The sequence below is a fragment of the Streptomyces sp. NPDC002232 genome, assembly GCF_042890295.1.
In the GTDB taxonomy this organism is placed as follows: domain Bacteria; phylum Actinomycetota; class Actinomycetes; order Streptomycetales; family Streptomycetaceae; genus Streptomyces.
Window position 1 is genome coordinate 1 of record NZ_JBIARV010000003.1, and the last position, 14,574, is coordinate 14,574.

Annotated in this window: 13 protein-coding genes, 1 rRNA gene and 1 riboswitch; of the genes, 12 read left to right on the forward strand and 2 right to left on the reverse strand. The window is 70.8% G+C overall.

What is annotated here, in order from left to right; genetic code table 11:
* The 11 genes from rrf to ACFYXU_RS12610 form a co-directional block, all read left to right on the forward strand.
* A 5S ribosomal RNA gene (rrf, locus tag ACFYXU_RS12560) occupies positions 1-92 on the forward strand; the annotation flags it as partial.
* Between the two features lie 149 nt (positions 93-241).
* Entirely contained in the window at positions 242-850 is a 609-nt protein-coding gene (locus ACFYXU_RS12565; protein WP_329850020.1) for a CDP-alcohol phosphatidyltransferase family protein, read from the forward strand.
* A 117-nt stretch (positions 851-967) separates the two neighbouring features.
* Positions 968-3,463, forward strand: coding sequence for a sugar phosphate nucleotidyltransferase (locus tag ACFYXU_RS12570; protein ID WP_376516301.1), 2,496 nt, complete (start codon positions 968-970; stop codon positions 3,461-3,463).
* A gap of 102 nt (positions 3,464-3,565) precedes the next feature.
* Positions 3,566-4,495: a DUF881 domain-containing protein gene (locus ACFYXU_RS12575; RefSeq protein ID WP_361406400.1), complete on the forward strand. Its 930-nt coding sequence runs from the start codon at positions 3,566-3,568 to the stop codon at positions 4,493-4,495.
* Positions 4,492-4,824 (forward strand): small basic family protein, encoded by a 333-nt coding sequence (locus ACFYXU_RS12580; protein ID WP_015032176.1) that lies wholly within the window; start codon positions 4,492-4,494, stop codon positions 4,822-4,824. The genes ACFYXU_RS12575 and ACFYXU_RS12580 overlap by 4 nt, the downstream gene beginning before the upstream one ends.
* Positions 4,825-4,829: 5 nt before the next feature.
* The gene (locus ACFYXU_RS12585; RefSeq protein WP_376516304.1) at positions 4,830-5,762 is read left to right on the forward strand and encodes a DUF881 domain-containing protein; all 933 of its coding nucleotides are present in this window, start codon (positions 4,830-4,832) and stop codon (positions 5,760-5,762) included.
* 81 nt (positions 5,763-5,843) lie between these two features.
* Entirely contained in the window at positions 5,844-6,785 is a 942-nt protein-coding gene (locus ACFYXU_RS12590) for an FHA domain-containing protein (RefSeq protein ID WP_376516336.1), read from the forward strand.
* A gap of 32 nt (positions 6,786-6,817) precedes the next feature.
* The gene (locus ACFYXU_RS12595; RefSeq protein ID WP_384571672.1) at positions 6,818-7,567 is read left to right on the forward strand and encodes a MerR family transcriptional regulator; all 750 of its coding nucleotides are present in this window, start codon (positions 6,818-6,820) and stop codon (positions 7,565-7,567) included.
* A 99-nt stretch (positions 7,568-7,666) separates the two neighbouring features.
* Positions 7,667-8,140 carry a bifunctional nuclease family protein gene (locus ACFYXU_RS12600; RefSeq protein ID WP_015032172.1) on the forward strand — a complete coding sequence of 158 codons (474 nt, stop codon included), beginning with the start codon at positions 7,667-7,669 and terminating at the stop codon, positions 8,138-8,140.
* Positions 8,141-8,332: 192 nt separating this feature from the next.
* Positions 8,333-8,956 carry a MerR family transcriptional regulator gene (locus ACFYXU_RS12605; RefSeq protein ID WP_376516308.1) on the forward strand — a complete coding sequence of 208 codons (624 nt, stop codon included), beginning with the start codon at positions 8,333-8,335 and terminating at the stop codon, positions 8,954-8,956.
* A 139-nt stretch (positions 8,957-9,095) separates the two neighbouring features.
* Positions 9,096-10,454: a DNA polymerase IV gene (locus tag ACFYXU_RS12610; RefSeq protein WP_376516310.1), complete on the forward strand. Its 1,359-nt coding sequence runs from the start codon at positions 9,096-9,098 to the stop codon at positions 10,452-10,454.
* A 51-nt stretch (positions 10,455-10,505) separates the two neighbouring features.
* Here ACFYXU_RS12610 and ACFYXU_RS12615 read toward each other — a convergent pair whose 3' ends face one another.
* Positions 10,506-10,880 (reverse strand): PRC-barrel domain-containing protein, encoded by a 375-nt coding sequence (locus ACFYXU_RS12615; RefSeq protein WP_329850042.1) that lies wholly within the window; start codon positions 10,878-10,880, stop codon positions 10,506-10,508.
* A 113-nt stretch (positions 10,881-10,993) separates the two neighbouring features.
* A riboswitch (glycine riboswitch) is annotated at positions 10,994-11,093 on the forward strand.
* A gap of 179 nt (positions 11,094-11,272) precedes the next feature.
* Here ACFYXU_RS12615 and gcvP point away from each other — a divergent pair.
* The gene (gene gcvP, locus ACFYXU_RS12620; protein ID WP_389457615.1) at positions 11,273-14,158 is read left to right on the forward strand and encodes an aminomethyl-transferring glycine dehydrogenase; all 2,886 of its coding nucleotides are present in this window, start codon (positions 11,273-11,275) and stop codon (positions 14,156-14,158) included.
* Positions 14,159-14,243: 85 nt separating this feature from the next.
* On the opposite strand, the gene ACFYXU_RS12625 is transcribed toward gcvP, so the two are convergent.
* Positions 14,244-14,450 carry a DUF5999 family protein gene (locus ACFYXU_RS12625; RefSeq protein ID WP_361406387.1) on the reverse strand — a complete coding sequence of 69 codons (207 nt, stop codon included), beginning with the start codon at positions 14,448-14,450 and terminating at the stop codon, positions 14,244-14,246.
* Positions 14,451-14,574: the final 124 nt, after the last annotated feature.

The window sequence follows — 14,574 nt, forward strand, 5'->3', positions numbered from 1 at the left end:
CGCCCGGTTACATTCCGAACCCGGAAGCTAAGCCTTTCAGCGCCGATGGTACTGCAGGGGGGACCCTGTGGGAGAGTAGGACACCGCCGAACAATTCTTAGCCTCAACCCCTGGACCTTGTCCGGGGGTTGAGGCATTTTTGCGTTCTGGGGCCGGCCCGCGCCCCCTGTGCGCGGTGGTGTCGTGGCTGCGGGTAAGGTCAGGGGGCATCGTCCGTACGTTCCCAGCAGGAGGCCCCCGGGTGGAGGTCCAGGAGACTCGCGTTCAGACCGACCGGGTCCTCACCATCCCCAACATTCTGAGCATGGCTCGCCTCGTGGGCGTGCCGCTCTTCCTGTGGCTGATTCTCCGACCCGTGTTCGGCGGCCCCAACAGCGATGGCTGGGCCCTGCTCGTGCTGATGCTCAGCGGCGTCAGCGACTACCTCGACGGAAAACTCGCGCGGCGCTGGAACCAGATCAGCAACCTCGGCCGGCTGCTCGATCCCGCCGCCGACCGCTTGTACATCCTGTCGACTCTCGTGGGGCTCACCTGGCGGGAGATCCTTCCCCTCTGGCTGACGGCCGCGCTTCTGGCGCGCGAGGCCATGCTGCTCGTGATGGTGGGAATCCTCCGCCGGCACGGTTACCCGCCGCCGCAGGTGAACTTCCTCGGGAAAGCTGCGACATTCAACTTGATGTACGCCTTCCCGTTGCTGCTTCTCAGTGACGGAACGGGCTGGCTTTCGTCACTCGCTGAAGTTTTCGGGTGGGCCTTCGCCGGATGGGGTACAACTCTGTATTGGTGGGCAGGGATCCTGTACGTGGTCCAGGTCCGTCGACTCGTGAAGGCGGATACCGTGGCCGATTGAGCCCGTCTGTCCTGTGTCGAGCAGCGTCGCCGGCAACAACGAGGACGTCCCCAGGGCCTCTGAGCGGACAGGTGAAGTCGGCAGGACCGTCGTCTCTTCAAGGAGGACGCTTCCGACATGAAGGCCGTTGTGATGGCCGGCGGCGAGGGAACCCGCCTTCGCCCCATGACCTCGAGCATGCCCAAGCCTCTACTGCCGGTGGTGAACCGGCCGATCATGGAGCATGTCCTACGACTGCTCAAGAGGCACGGTCTCAACGAGACCGTGGTCACCGTGCAGTTTCTCGCCTCCCTCGTCAGGAACTACTTCGGCGACGGAGAAGAGCTCGGCATGGAGCTCACGTATGCCAACGAGGAAAAGCCACTCGGTACAGCGGGCAGCGTGAAGAACGCCGAGGAAGCGTTGAAGGACGACGCCTTCCTCGTCATCTCGGGGGACGCGCTCACAGATTTCGACCTCTCCGATCTCATCGCCTTCCACAAGGAGAAGGGCGCCCTCGTCACGGTCTGTCTGACCCGGGTGCCCAATCCGCTGGAATTCGGCATCACAATCGTCGACGAAGAGGGCAAGGTCGAGCGGTTCCTGGAGAAACCCACCTGGGGCCAGGTCTTCTCGGACACCGTGAACACGGGCATCTACGTGATGGAGCCCGAGGTCTTCGACTACGTCCAGGCAGACACCTCAGTTGACTGGTCGGGTGACGTCTTCCCGCAGCTGATGAAGGAGGGCAAGCCGATCTACGGCTATGTCGCCGAGGGCTACTGGGAGGACGTGGGTACCCACGAGAGCTATGTGAAGGCCCAGGCGGACGTCCTGGAGGGCAAGGTCCAGGTCGACATCGACGGATTCGAGATCTCGCCCGGGGTGTGGGTCTCGGAAGGCGCCGAGGTGCACCCCGACGCCGAGCTCCGCGGACCGCTGTACATCGGCGACTACGCCAAGGTCGAGGCGGGCGCCGAGATCCGTGAGCACAGCGTCATCGGGTCGAACGTGGTCGTGAAGAGCGGCGCCTTCCTGCACAAGGCGGTCGTCCACGACAACGTGTACGTCGGGCAGCAGAGCAATCTGCGCGGCTGCGTGATCGGGAAGAACACCGACATCATGCGGGCCGCCCGGATCGAGGACGGCGCCGTCATCGGGGACGAGTGCCTCATCGGCGAAGAGTCCATCGTCCAGGGCAACGTGCGGGTCTACCCCTTCAAGACGATCGAGGCCGGCGCCTTCGTCAACACCTCCGTCATCTGGGAGTCCCGGGGACAGGCCCATCTCTTCGGGGCCCGCGGGGTCTCCGGCATCCTGAACGTGGAGATCACCCCCGAACTGGCCGTCCGGCTCGCCGGCGCGTACGCGACGACCCTCAAGAAGGGGTCGACCGTCACCACCGCGCGCGACCACTCCCGTGGCGCCCGGGCGCTGAAACGGGCCGTGATCTCAGCCTTGCAGGCCAGCGCCATCGACGTACGGGACCTGGAGAACGTACCGCTGCCGGTGGCGAGACAGCAGACCGCGCGGGGCAGCGCCGGCGGCATCATGGTGCGGACCTCGCCCGGTGTGCCCGACTCCGTCGACATCATGTTCTTCGACGAACGGGGAGCGGACCTCTCGCAGGGCGGACAGCGGAAGCTGGACCGGGTGTTCGCGCGCCAGGAGTACCGGCGGGCCTTCCCCGGTGAGATCGGCGACCTGTCGTTCCCGGCGAGCGTCTTCGACTCGTACACCGGCTCCCTGCTGCGGAACGTCGACACCACCGGGATCGCGGAAGCCGGGCTGAAGGTCGTCGTGGACGCCTCCAACGGCAGTGCCGGGCTCGTCCTGCCCAGCCTGCTCGGGCGGCTCCAGGTCGACTCGCTGACCATCAACCCCGGTCTCGACGAGTCCCGGCCCACCGAGTCGGCCGAGAGTCGGCGAGCCGGTCTCGTGCGGCTCGGAGAGATCGTGGCCTCCGCGCGGGCCGCGTTCGGAGTGCGGTTCGACCCCGTCGGCGAACGCCTTTCGCTCGTGGACGAGCGGGGCCGGATCATCGAGGACGACCGGGCGCTCCTGGTGATGCTGGACCTGGTCGCCGCCGAGCGGCGGTCCGGGCGGGTGGCGCTTCCGGTGACCACGACCCGTATCGCCGAGCAGGTGGCCGCCTACCACGGCACCCAGGTGGAGTGGACGACGACCTCGCCCGACGACCTCACGCGGGTCGGACGGGAGGAGTCCACGATCTTCGGCGGCGACGGGCGCGGCGGGTTCATCGTGCCCGAGTTCAGCAGCGTCTTCGACGGCGCCGCGGCGTTCGTGCGGCTGATCGGGCTGGTGGCGCGGACGCAGCTCACACTGAGCCAGATCGACGCCCGGATCCCGCGGGCGCACGTCCTGAAGAGGGACATCGCCACCCCGTGGGCCGTGAAGGGGCTCGTGATGCGCCGGGTGGTGGAGGCCGCGGGCAGCCGGTCCGTGGACACCACCGACGGAGTACGGGTCGTGGAGGCCGACGGGCGCTGGGTGATGGTGCTGCCCGACCCCGCCGAGGCCGTCACCCATCTGTGGGCGGAGGGCCCCGACGACGCCTCCGCCCAGGTCCTGCTCGACGAGTGGGCCGAGGTGGTCGAGAGCGCAGGTCGCTGACGGTACGGACCGTTCCCGGCCGGGAGGTGCCCGAAGGGTGCCTCCCGGCCGCCGGGAGGGGCCATTCGGCGGTAGGCCGTGCGACGTGCGACGATGTGCGGCATGTCGCAGCAGCCCCCCGTTCGGAGCACCGGATCACCGCCGCCGCGTCCGGACGCGTCGATGTCGCTGCTGAACAACGTGATCGACCACGCGCTCGACGACGGCTACGCCGAGGCGACCGCCCGGCGCGCGGCCGAGGGCGGCGGACTGCCCCGCAGTCTGCGGGCCAAGCTCGGTGTCGCGGCGGGGCTCCTGCTGGCCGCCGTCGTGGTGACCGTCGGCGCCGCCGAGGCGCGGATCTCCGCACCGGTCGTCGCCAAGGAGCGCCAGGACCTGATCGACCGGATCGAGAAGGAGACGTCCTCCGCCGATCAGCTGGAGCAGGACGTCGAGCGGATCCGGGACGAGGTCGGAGCGCGCCAGCGGCAGGCCCTGCAGCAGCACGGCGGTGACCAGACCGAGCTGGTGGCCCTGCTCTCGGGCGCGACGCCCGTGCACGGCCCCGGGGTGAAGCTCGTCGTCGACGACGCCAAGGGCACCGACCCCGGGGGCGGCGGGCCGAGGGAGAGCGCCGGCTTCACCGACACCGGCAGGGTCCGGGACCGGGACCTGCAACGCGTGGTCAACGGGCTGTGGGAGTCGGGTGCCGAGGCCGTCGCCATCAACGGGCAGCGGCTGACGTCGCTGTCCGCGATCCGGGCGGCCGGTGACGCCGTACTCGTCGACAACAGGCCGCTGGTGCCGCCGTACACCGTCCTCGCGATCGGGGACGGGCAGCGGCTGAGCACCGCGTTCCAGGACAGCGCCGACGGGCAGTACCTGCACGCGCTGGTGGAGAACTTCGGGATCAGGAGCCGGATCTCGGCCGAGGGCGATGTGCGCCTGCCGGCCGCGCCGAGCCTGACCGTACGTACCGCAGAGCCGAGGGGGGTCGGGGCGGCGACGCCCTCAGGCCCGGCCACGGCCGACACAGGGAAGGGCACATCGTGATCGCCGTACTGGGCCTGATCGTCGGAGTCGTGGTCGGACTGTTGGTCCGACCCGAGGTTCCGGCGGTGGTCGAGCCCTATCTCCCGATCGCCGTGGTCGCCGCCCTCGACGCGGTCTTCGGCGGTCTGCGGGCCATGCTCGACGGGATCTTCGTCGACAAGGTCTTCGTCGTCTCGTTCCTCTCGAACGTGGTCGTGGCCGCGCTGATCGTCTTCCTCGGCGACAAGCTGGGCGTCGGCGCGCAGCTGTCGACCGGTGTCGTCGTCGTGCTCGGCATCCGTATCTTCTCCAACGCGGCCGCCATCCGGCGGCACGTGTTCCGGGCGTGAGGCCGATGAGCGAGAACCCCGAGAACCACCCCGAGAACGCCGGCCGGCCCGAGAGCACCGGGGCCGCCGGGAACGCCGGGCGGCCCGAGTCGGGAAGGCCCGGTCCCGAGAGGCGCGTCCCGCCCGAGGCGCTACCGCCCGAGGTACCGGCCGAGGACGTACGGATGCCCGAGGTGCCCGCGGCGCCCGTCGCGGCCGGAGCGCCGGCCTCCACCGGGCCGAGCGGGCGGCGCAGGCTCGCCTCCGCCCTGTGGCCGCCCCGGGTGACCCGGGCCCAACTCGTCGTCGCCCTGCTGCTGTTCGTCCTCGGTCTGGGCCTGGCCATCCAGGTCTCCTCGACGAGCGAGAACAGCGCGCTGCGCGGCGCCCGCCAGGAGGACCTCGTGCGGATCCTCGACGAACTCGACGACCGCACGCAGCGCCTGGAGGACGAGAAGACCCGGCTGGAGAAGCAGCGCACCGAGCTGGAGTCCAGCTCGGACCAGGCCGAGGAGGCGCGCAAGCAGACCCAGGAGAAGGAGCGGCAGCTCGGCATCCTGGCGGGCAGCGTCGCCGCCGAGGGACCGGGCATCACCCTCACCGTCGGTGATCCGACCGGGGCGGTCGAGTCCGACATGCTGCTCGACGCCATCCAGGAGCTGCGCGCAGCGGGGGCCGAGGCGATCCAGGTCAACGGTGTCCGGGTGGTCGCGGACAGTTATTTCACCGGGAGCGGTGATGAGATGCGGATCGATGGAACGAAGGTGGCCGCTCCGTACGTCTTCAAGGTCATCGGCAAGCCGGAGGATCTCGAGCCCGCGCTCAACATCCCCGGCGGTGTCGTGCAGACCCTGGAGAAGGAGCAGGCCACGGCCACGGTGGAGCGGTCGGCGAAGATCGTCGTCGATGCCTTGCGACCCGCGAAGCGGCCTGACTACGCTCAGTCGTCCTCCCAGTGAGCGGGGGACGAGGGGGGTCCCGCGACAAGGGCACGACGTTGCGGGGGGTCGGCGCACCACAACGGTGGTGCGTGGTGGAAACTGTCCGGAGGATACGGACGTTGTGAAGGTGTCCGGGTCGGCAGGTGTGAAGGATCTCGGTTCGTCCTGCCCCACGGGCGGGTCTGTTTCGGTCAAGGGGAATCGCCCGTGAAGTTGTTTGCGAAGTTGTTCGGCAAGAGCGGACGCGAGGACGGCGGCAACGCCAAGCACGCCGCGCCGCGCCACGCCCAGAGCGAGGAGCAGGGCGGCGAGCGCCCGCTCTTCCGTGACGAGGTCGACGGTCGGGGGGGTGACATTCCGGGCACGCAGGGCGCGTCTTCTGTTGACCCCGCCGGGGCCGCCCGCATAGGTTTCGGAGAACCATCAACCTCAAGTACGGGTGGAGGGTTTACGCCCGACCCGTACGCGACACAGACCTCCGCGGGGCAGCCGCGGCAGGAGGATGCGTCCATGCCGGTGTGCACGAGGTGCGGTCACCGCAACACGGCCGACAGTCGCTTCTGCTCCCACTGCGGTACGCCGCTGCGGGGCGGGGTCGCTCCCGAGCGGGCGTCGGAGACGACGTCGACGATCTCCATCTCGGGGCTCGAGGCGTATGACGCCGAGGTCACCGGCCAGAACGCCCTTCCGTCGCTGTCGCCCGAGGCACTCGCCGCCGTGGAGGCGCTGCCGTTGGGCTCCGCGCTCCTCGTGGTGCGCCGGGGTCCGAACTCGGGCAGCCGGTTCCTGCTCGACGGTGAGCTGACGACGGCCGGCCGTCACCCGCAGAGCGACATCTTCCTGGACGACTTCACCGTCTCCCGGCGGCATGTCGAGTTCCGGCGGGCGCCGGACGGCAGCTTCACCGTGGCCGACGTCGGCAGCCTCAACGGCACCTACGTCAACCGCGAGCCGATCGAGTCGGTCGTCCTGTCCAACGGCGACGAGGTGCAGATCGGCAAGTACCGGCTGGTCTTCTACTCGAGCCAGCGAGGCGTGTGACGCCTCGGGGAAAGCCCCTTCAGGGAAGGTCCATGCTGCGAACACCGACGGGCGGTGCCGGCTCCGGCACCGCCTCGGGCGACCGGCTGGTGAGCATCGGCACGGTGCTGAACCAGCTGCGCGACGAATTTCCCGAAGTGACGATCTCCAAGATCCGGTTCCTGGAGGCCGAGGGGCTGGTCGAGCCCCGTCGTACGGCCTCCGGGTACCGGAAGTTCAGCCCGCAGGACGTGGAGCGGCTCGCCCGCATCCTGCGGATGCAGCGGGACCACTATCTTCCGCTGAAGGTCATCCGCGAGCATCTCGACGCCCTGGAGCGGGGGGAGCCGATCAAGCTCCCGGCGCCCGGGCGTCGGCGCGACCTGGTCGAGGGCGCCTGGGACGAGGACGAGGCGGAGCCGGAGGCGCCGACCGTCGCCCGGCTCGGGCGCGCCGAGCTGATCGCCGCCGCCGACGTGACCGAGGCCGAGCTCGCCGCATGGGAGGCGTACGGCCTGATCTCCGAGGCGGAGGGCGGCGGATACGACGCCGAGACCGTCACCGTCGCGAGGCTCGTGGCGGATCTGGGGAGATTCGGTCTGGAGCCCCGGCACCTGCGGTCCGTGAAGGCGGCCGCCGACCGGGAGGCCGGACTGATCGAGCAGGTGGTCGCGCCGCTGCGCCGGCACCGCAATCCGCAGACCAGGGCCCATGCGGAGGCCACCGCAAAGGAGCTCGCCGCTCAGTCGGTGCGGTTGCACGCGGCCCTGGTGCAGACCGCTCTCGGGCTTCGCCTGCCGTGATCCTGGGGCTCCCGGGAGGGGGCCCGGGGAGGGCTCGGGCAGGGCGTCGAGGGGGGGCCCGACTATCCAAACCGGTCGGGCACGTCCTAGGGTTGCTGTGTGAACGAGCTCGACGTTGTGGGTGTCCGGGTGGAAATGCCCTCCAACCAGCCGATCGTGCTCCTGCGTGAAGTGGGAGGCGATCGGTACCTCCCCATCTGGATCGGACCGGGTGAGGCGACCGCGATCGCCTTCGCCCAGCAGGGGATGGCCCCTCCGCGGCCGCTGACGCACGACCTGTTCAAGGACGTGCTGGAGGCCGTCGGGCAGGAGCTCACCGAGGTCCGCATCACGGATCTGCGTGACGGGGTCTTCTACGCCGAGCTGGTCTTCGCCAGCGGCGTGGAGGTCAGCGCGCGCCCGTCGGACGCGATAGCCCTGGCCCTTCGGACCGGGACGCCGATCTACGGCAGCGACGGCGTGCTGGACGACGCCGGCATCGCGATTCCGGACGAGCAGGAGGACGAGGTGGAGAAGTTCCGCGAGTTCCTCGACCAGATCTCACCGGAGGACTTCGGGACCAACAGCCAGTGAGACGGAGCGGCTCGGCCGGAGGCCGTCCGTGGGGTGCCACGAGGGCATTCGAGTAGCCTTTCCCCGCAGGGAGACACGCGAAACCACTCTCAGGGTGATTATCACTCGGCGTGCCGAGTGTGGCGATCGTTGACGCGCCCCAAGTGACTGCCTACCTTCGTGTGGGCAGGTCAAGGACGGAGGGTCGGCGTGATGAGCAGCGCGGACGGTACGGCAGGGAGCTCGCTCGGGCGCTTGTCCGGGGAGAGCGGTCCGTATCCGCTTCACGGCAGGGTGGGCGACTTCGGGACGGACACCGGTGCCGACGGCGGGATCGCCGACGAGGCGATCGGCTATCGCGGGCCGACGGCCTGCGCGGCCGCCGGGATCACCTATCGCCAGTTGGACTACTGGGCGCGCACCGGGCTCGTGGAGCCGAGCGTGCGGCCCGCGTACGGGTCGGGGACGCAGCGGCTGTACAGCTTCCGCGACGTCGTCGTACTGAAGATCGTCAAGCGTTTCCTCGACACCGGGGTGGCCCTCCAGAACATCCGGGCCGCGGTGCAGCACCTGCGCGCCCGGGGCTTTCGCGACCTGGAGCGGATGACGCTGATGAGCGACGGGGCCACGGTGTACGAGTGCTCCTCGCCCGACGAGGTCGTCGACCTCCTCCAGGGCGGGCAGGGCGTCTTCGGCATCGCCGTCGGGGTGGTGTGGCGGGACGTCGAGGCGGCGCTGTCGCAGCTCCACGGGGAGCGCGTCGACACCGGCGAGACGCTCGTGGGTCACAACCCGGGTGACGAGCTGGCGCGGCGACGGCGCGACAGGGCCGTCTGAGGGCGACTGCCGACGGGCCGGTCTTCCCCCGGGAGCCTCCCGGCTCCTCCAGGGGCCTGAGGGGCCTTCCGAGGTCCCGGCGGGGGTTCCCTGGCGTTCCGCGGGGGCGTTGTCAGTGGCGTAGGGCAGCATCGGACCTGTGAGAGCCGCGCCCACGATCCTGCATCTCGACATGGATGCCTTCTTCGCCGCCGCCGAGCAGGCGTCGAAGCCCAGCCTGCGCGGCAAGCCGGTGGTCGTCGGCGGCCTCGGGCCGCGCGGCGTGGTCGCCACCGCCTCCTACGAGGCCCGCCGCTTCGGGGTGCATTCGGCCATGCCCATGGGCCAGGCGCGGCGGCTCGCGCCGAACGCGGCCTATCTCGTGCCGCGCTTCGCCTTCTACCGCTCGATCAGCGACCAGGTCATGGAGCTGCTCCGGCGGCTGTCCCCGCTCGTGGAGCCGCTGAGCCTCGACGAGGCCTTCGTCGACCTGGAGGCCGGCGGTGTCGCCGACGACAGCGCGGGCGCGCGGGCGGCGGGGGAGCGGCTGCGGGTCGACATCCTCGCGACCACCGGGCTCACCGGTTCCGTCGGGCTGGCCGGGTCCAAGATGATCGCGAAGATCGCTTCCGAGGAGGCGAAGCCGGACGGTCTCGTCCTCATCGAGCCCGGCACCGAGCGGGAGCTGCTCGGGCCCCGGTCGGTGCGGATCCTGCCCGGGGTCGGGCCGGCCACGGGGGAGCATCTGAGACGCGCCGGGATGGTCACCGTCGCCGACCTCGCAGAGGCGGGCGAGGACGAGCTCGTACGGCTCCTGGGGCGGGCGCACGGGACGTCGCTGCACCGGATGGCCCAGGGGCACGACGACCGGCCCGTGGTGGCCGAGCGGGACGCGAAGTCGGTGTCGGTCGAGGACACCTTCGACGTGGACCTGCACGACCGGGTGCGGATCCGGTCCGAGGTCGAGCGGCTCGCGGAGCGGTGTGTGGGGCGGCTGCGCGCGTCCGGGCACTCCGGGCGGACCATCGTCCTGAAGGTGCGGCGCTACGACTTCTCCACGCTCACCCGGTCCGAGACGCTGCGCGGGCCGACGGACGACCCGGGCGTGGTCCGGGAGGCCGCGGGGCGGCTCCTGGAGGCGGTGGACACGACGGGGGGCGTGCGGCTGCTCGGCGTCGGGGTGAGCGGTCTCGCCGACTACACGCAGGAGGACCTGTTCGCCCAGGCGGAGGCGGCGGAGCGGCCGGCGGAGGAGGCGGCGCCCGAGGGCGCCGACGAGGCGGAGGAGGCGCCGACCGCCGTGGCGGAGGGCGCCGAGCGGGTCTGGGCGCCCGGCCACGACGTGCGGCACGACGCGCACGGGGCGGGGTGGGTCCAGGGGAGCGGGGTCGGGCGGGTCACGGTGCGGTTCGAGGAGCCGTGGTCCGGGCCGGGGCGGGTGCGGACCTTCGCCGTGGACGACCCGGAGCTCCATCCGTCCGAGCCGCTGCCGCTGGTGCGGGGGGACGCGGCGGCGTGACGGAGCCACCCGCGTCGCCGCGCGGGTGGGGTCCGTCACCGGGCCGCGCGGTCAGGCGCCGTCCTGGCCGGCCAGGCGGCCGAAGTCCTTGTCCGGGGCGTCCGTGGGCGCGGGCGGCAGCGCCAGGCTGTAGTGCCGGTAGAGCTGGAGCTCCTGCTCGGGGGAGAGATGACGGCCCACGCCGAAGTCCGGGGCGTCCTTGATCAGGGCCCTTTCGTACGGGATGTGGAGTCCGTCGTCGAGCAGGGAGCTCGGCTCCAGGGGGACGAAGGCGTCCCGGCTGAACAGCCCGGTGCGGACCGCGGCCCATTCCGGGATGCCGGTCGCGTCGTCCAGGTACACCTCGTCCACGGTTCCGATCTTGTGCCCGCTTCGGTCGAACGCCTTGCGGCCGATCAGGCTGCGCGGATCGATGTCGGTCTGCACGGTCCCTCCAACTGGTCGCAACTGCTCTACACCCCTACGAAAGTGCACAACTGGGATGTCGGCCACTTGAGCGATGGGAGCCGCAACCTCGCTGGTAGGCTGGTTGTGGCTGTCGACCCTGTGCGGGAGAGTCCCCCGGAGAATTCTTCCGGTGGGCGCCGAAGGAGCAAATCCTCCCCGGAATCTCTCAGGCCCCTGTACCGCGCGGACGAGGTCACTCTGGAAAGCAGAGCGGATGTCCGACGGCATCTCGCTCTCACCGACGGTGAAAGCCGGCGTGCCGCGAGGCGTGCCGGTGAAACTCTCAGGTTGAGATGACAGAGGGGGAGGCCGTCCGGGTACCCGCGCCGTGGTGCCCCTCGCAGGTCGTGACGACCAGGAGGCCTCCGTACATGACCGCCAACCGCACTCCGCTCTCCGAGCTCGAACAGGGCATCCCGTTCGAGCAGCGGCACATCGGGCCCGACGCCGAGGCCCGGGCCAAGATGCTCGCCCAGGTCGGTTACGGCTCGCTGGACGAGCTCACGGCCGCCGCGGTGCCGGACGTGATCAAGAACGCCGAGGCCCTGGGTCTGCCGGCCGCGCGCACCGAGGCCGAGGTCCTCGCCGAGCTGCGCACGCTCGCCGACCGCAACCAGGTCCTCGCCCCGATGATCGGCCTCGGCTACTACGGCACCTTCACGCCGCCGGTCATCCTCCGCAACGTCATGGAGAACCCCTCCTGGTACACGGCCTACACGCCGTACCAGCCGGAGATCTCGCAGGGCCGCCTGGAGGCCCTCCTCAACTTCCAGACGATGGTGGCCGACCTCACCGGTCTGCCCACCTCCGGCGCCTCCCTCCTCGACGAGGGCACCGCCGCCGCCGAGGCCATGGCGCTCTCGCGCCGCGTCGGCAAGGTCAAGAAGGGCGTCTTCCTCGTCGACGCCGACGCCCTGCCGCAGACCGTCGCCGTCATCGAGACCCGCGCCGAGCCGACCGGTGTCGAGGTCGTCGTCGCCGACCTGAGCGCCGGCATCCCGGCCGAGATCGCCGAGCGCGGCGTCTTCGGCGTGCTGCTCCAGTACCCGGGTGCCTCCGGCGCCGTCCGCGACATCAAGCCGCTGATCGACGCCGCGCACGAGCTCGGCGCGATCGTCACCGTCGCCGCCGACCTGCTCGCGCTCACCCTGCTCACCTCGCCCGGCGAGCTGGGCGCGGACATCGCCGTCGGCACGACGCAGCGCTTCGGCGTCCCCATGGGCTTCGGCGGTCCGCACGCCGGCTACATGGCCGTCCAGGACAAGCACGCCCGCTCCCTGCCCGGCCGCCTCGTGGGCGTCTCCGTCGACGCCGACGGCAACCGCGCCTACCGCCTGGCCCTGCAGACCCGCGAGCAGCACATCCGCCGCGAGAAGGCCACCAGCAACATCTGCACCGCGCAGGTGCTGCTCGCCGTGATGGCCGGCATGTACGCCGTCTACCACGGTCCGGACGGCCTGCGGCAGATCGCGGAGCGGACCCACCGCTACGCCGCCGTCCTCGCCGCGGGCCTCACCGCCGGCGGCGTCGAGGTCGTGCACGGCTCCTACTTCGACACCGTCACCGTCCGCGTGCCCGGCAAGGCCGACGAGGTCGTCGCCGCCGCCCGCGCGGCCGGCGTCAACCTCCACCGCGTCGACGCCGACCTCGTCTCGGTCTCCTGCGACGAGACCACCGGCCGCGCGCAGCTCGCCGCGGTCTGGGGCGCCTTCGGGGTCGAGGGCGACATCGAGGCCCTCGACGCCGCCACCGAGGACGCGATCCCGGCCTCGCTGCTGCGCTCCGACGCGTACCTGACCCACCCGGTCTTCCACGCGCACCGCTCCGAGACCTCGATGCTGCGCTACCTGCGCAAGCTCGCGGACCGCGACTACGCGCTGGACCGGGGCATGATCCCGCTCGGCTCCTGCACCATGAAGCTGAACGCGACCACCGAGATGGAGCCGGTGACCTGGCCCGAGTTCGGCCAGATGCACCCGTTCGCCCCGATCGACCAGGCGCAGGGCTACGTCACGCTCATCACCGAGCTGGAGGACCGCCTCGCCGAGGTCACCGGCTACGACAAGGTGTCGATCCAGCCGAACGCCGGCTCGCAGGGCGAGCTCGCGGGTCTGCTCGCGGTCCGCGCCTACCACCGTGCCAACGGCGATCTCCGGCGCACCGTGTGCCTCATCCCGTCCTCCGCTCACGGCACCAACGCCGCGTCCGCGGTGATGGCCGGCATGAAGGTCGTCGTGGTCAAGACGGCCGAGGACGGCGAGGTCGACGTCACCGACCTGCGCGCCAAGATCGAGCAGTACCGGGACGAGCTGTCCGTGCTGATGATCACCTACCCGTCCACGCACGGCGTCTTCGAGGAGCACGTCGCCGACATCTGCGCCGAGGTCCACGAGGCCGGCGGTCAGGTGTACGTCGACGGTGCCAACCTCAACGCGCTGGTCGGTCTGGCCAAGCCGGGCCACTTCGGCGGCGACGTGTCGCACCTGAACCTGCACAAGACCTTCTGCATCCCGCACGGCGGCGGCGGCCCCGGCGTCGGTCCGGTCGGCGTCCGCGCGCACCTCGCGCCGTTCCTGCCGAACCACCCGCTCCAGCCCACCGCGGGCCCGGAGACGGGCGTCGGCCCGATCTCGGCGGCCCCCTGGGGCTCCGCCGGCATCCTGCCGATCTCCTGGTCCTACGTGCGCCTCATGGGCGGCGAGGGCCTCACGCGCGCCACCCAGGTCGCCGTCCTCGCGGCGAACTACATCGCCAAGCGCCTGGAGCCGCACTTCCCCGTGCTCTACACCGGTCCGAACGGGCTGGTCGCGCACGAGTGCATCGTCGACATCCGTCCGCTGGCCAAGGCCACCGGCGTCAGCGTCGACGACATCGCGAAGCGCCTCATCGACTACGGCTTCCACGCGCCGACGATGTCCTTCCCGGTCGCCGGCACGCTGATGATCGAGCCGACCGAGTCCGAGGACCTGACCGAGCTCGACCGCTTCTGCGACACCATGATCGCGATCCGGGCCGAGATCGAGAAGGTCGCCTCGGGCCAGTGGCCCGCCGACGACAACCCGCTGCACAACGCCCCGCACACCGCGGCGGCGCTGGGCGGCGAGTGGAACCACCCGTACACGCGCGACGAGGCGGTCTTCCCGGCCGGTGTCTCGGCCGCCGACAAGTACTGGCCGCCGGTGCGCCGCATCGACGGTGCCTTCGGCGACCGGAACCTGGTCTGCTCCTGCCCGCCGCTGGACGAGTACGACAACTGAGCACGCGTCGAGGGCCGGTGCGGAGGATCTCCTCCGGGCCGGCCCTCGGCTGTTCTCTCCTCGTACGGCGTCCGGCCGCGCGCCCTCAGGCGGCGGTCGTCACCCGTCCGGCCGTCAGCGGCCGGTGCGGGGCGATGATCTGCCCGTCCGGCAGCAGCTCACCGGTGTCCTCGAAGAGCAGGACGCCGTTGCACAGCAGGCTCCAGCCCTGTTCCGGATGGTGTGCCAGGAGTCGGGCCGCCTCCCGGTCGGCGGAGTCGGCGGTCGGACAGGCAGGCTGGTGCTGGCACATGGGTGGGTTCTCTCGCTGCGTCGTGGTGGATGTCCTGCGGCTCTGCGCGCTCATGGCCGCCCCCGTCGGTCGGTTCGGTTCCTGTCCCAGTCTTGCCCCACGGACGGTCTTCCGCAGGTATTTC

What these genes read in the sequence shown, in the direction of transcription:
- ACFYXU_RS12570 (WP_376516301.1), top strand. Translation starts at nt 968, where the DNA reads ATGAAGGCCGTTGTGATGGCCGGCGGCGAGGGAACCCGCCTTCGCCCC.
- ACFYXU_RS12575 (WP_361406400.1), top strand. Translation starts at nt 3,566, where the DNA reads ATGTCGCAGCAGCCCCCCGTTCGGAGCACCGGATCACCGCCGCCGCGT.
- ACFYXU_RS12585 (WP_376516304.1), top strand. Translation starts at nt 4,830, where the DNA reads ATGAGCGAGAACCCCGAGAACCACCCCGAGAACGCCGGCCGGCCCGAG.
- ACFYXU_RS12595 (WP_384571672.1), top strand. Translation starts at nt 6,818, where the DNA reads ATGCTGCGAACACCGACGGGCGGTGCCGGCTCCGGCACCGCCTCGGGC.
- ACFYXU_RS12605 (WP_376516308.1), top strand. Translation starts at nt 8,333, where the DNA reads ATGAGCAGCGCGGACGGTACGGCAGGGAGCTCGCTCGGGCGCTTGTCC.
- gcvP (WP_389457615.1), top strand. Translation starts at nt 11,273, where the DNA reads ATGACCGCCAACCGCACTCCGCTCTCCGAGCTCGAACAGGGCATCCCG.
- ACFYXU_RS12625 (WP_361406387.1), bottom strand. Translation starts at nt 14,450, where the DNA reads ATGTGCCAGCACCAGCCTGCCTGTCCGACCGCCGACTCCGCCGACCGG.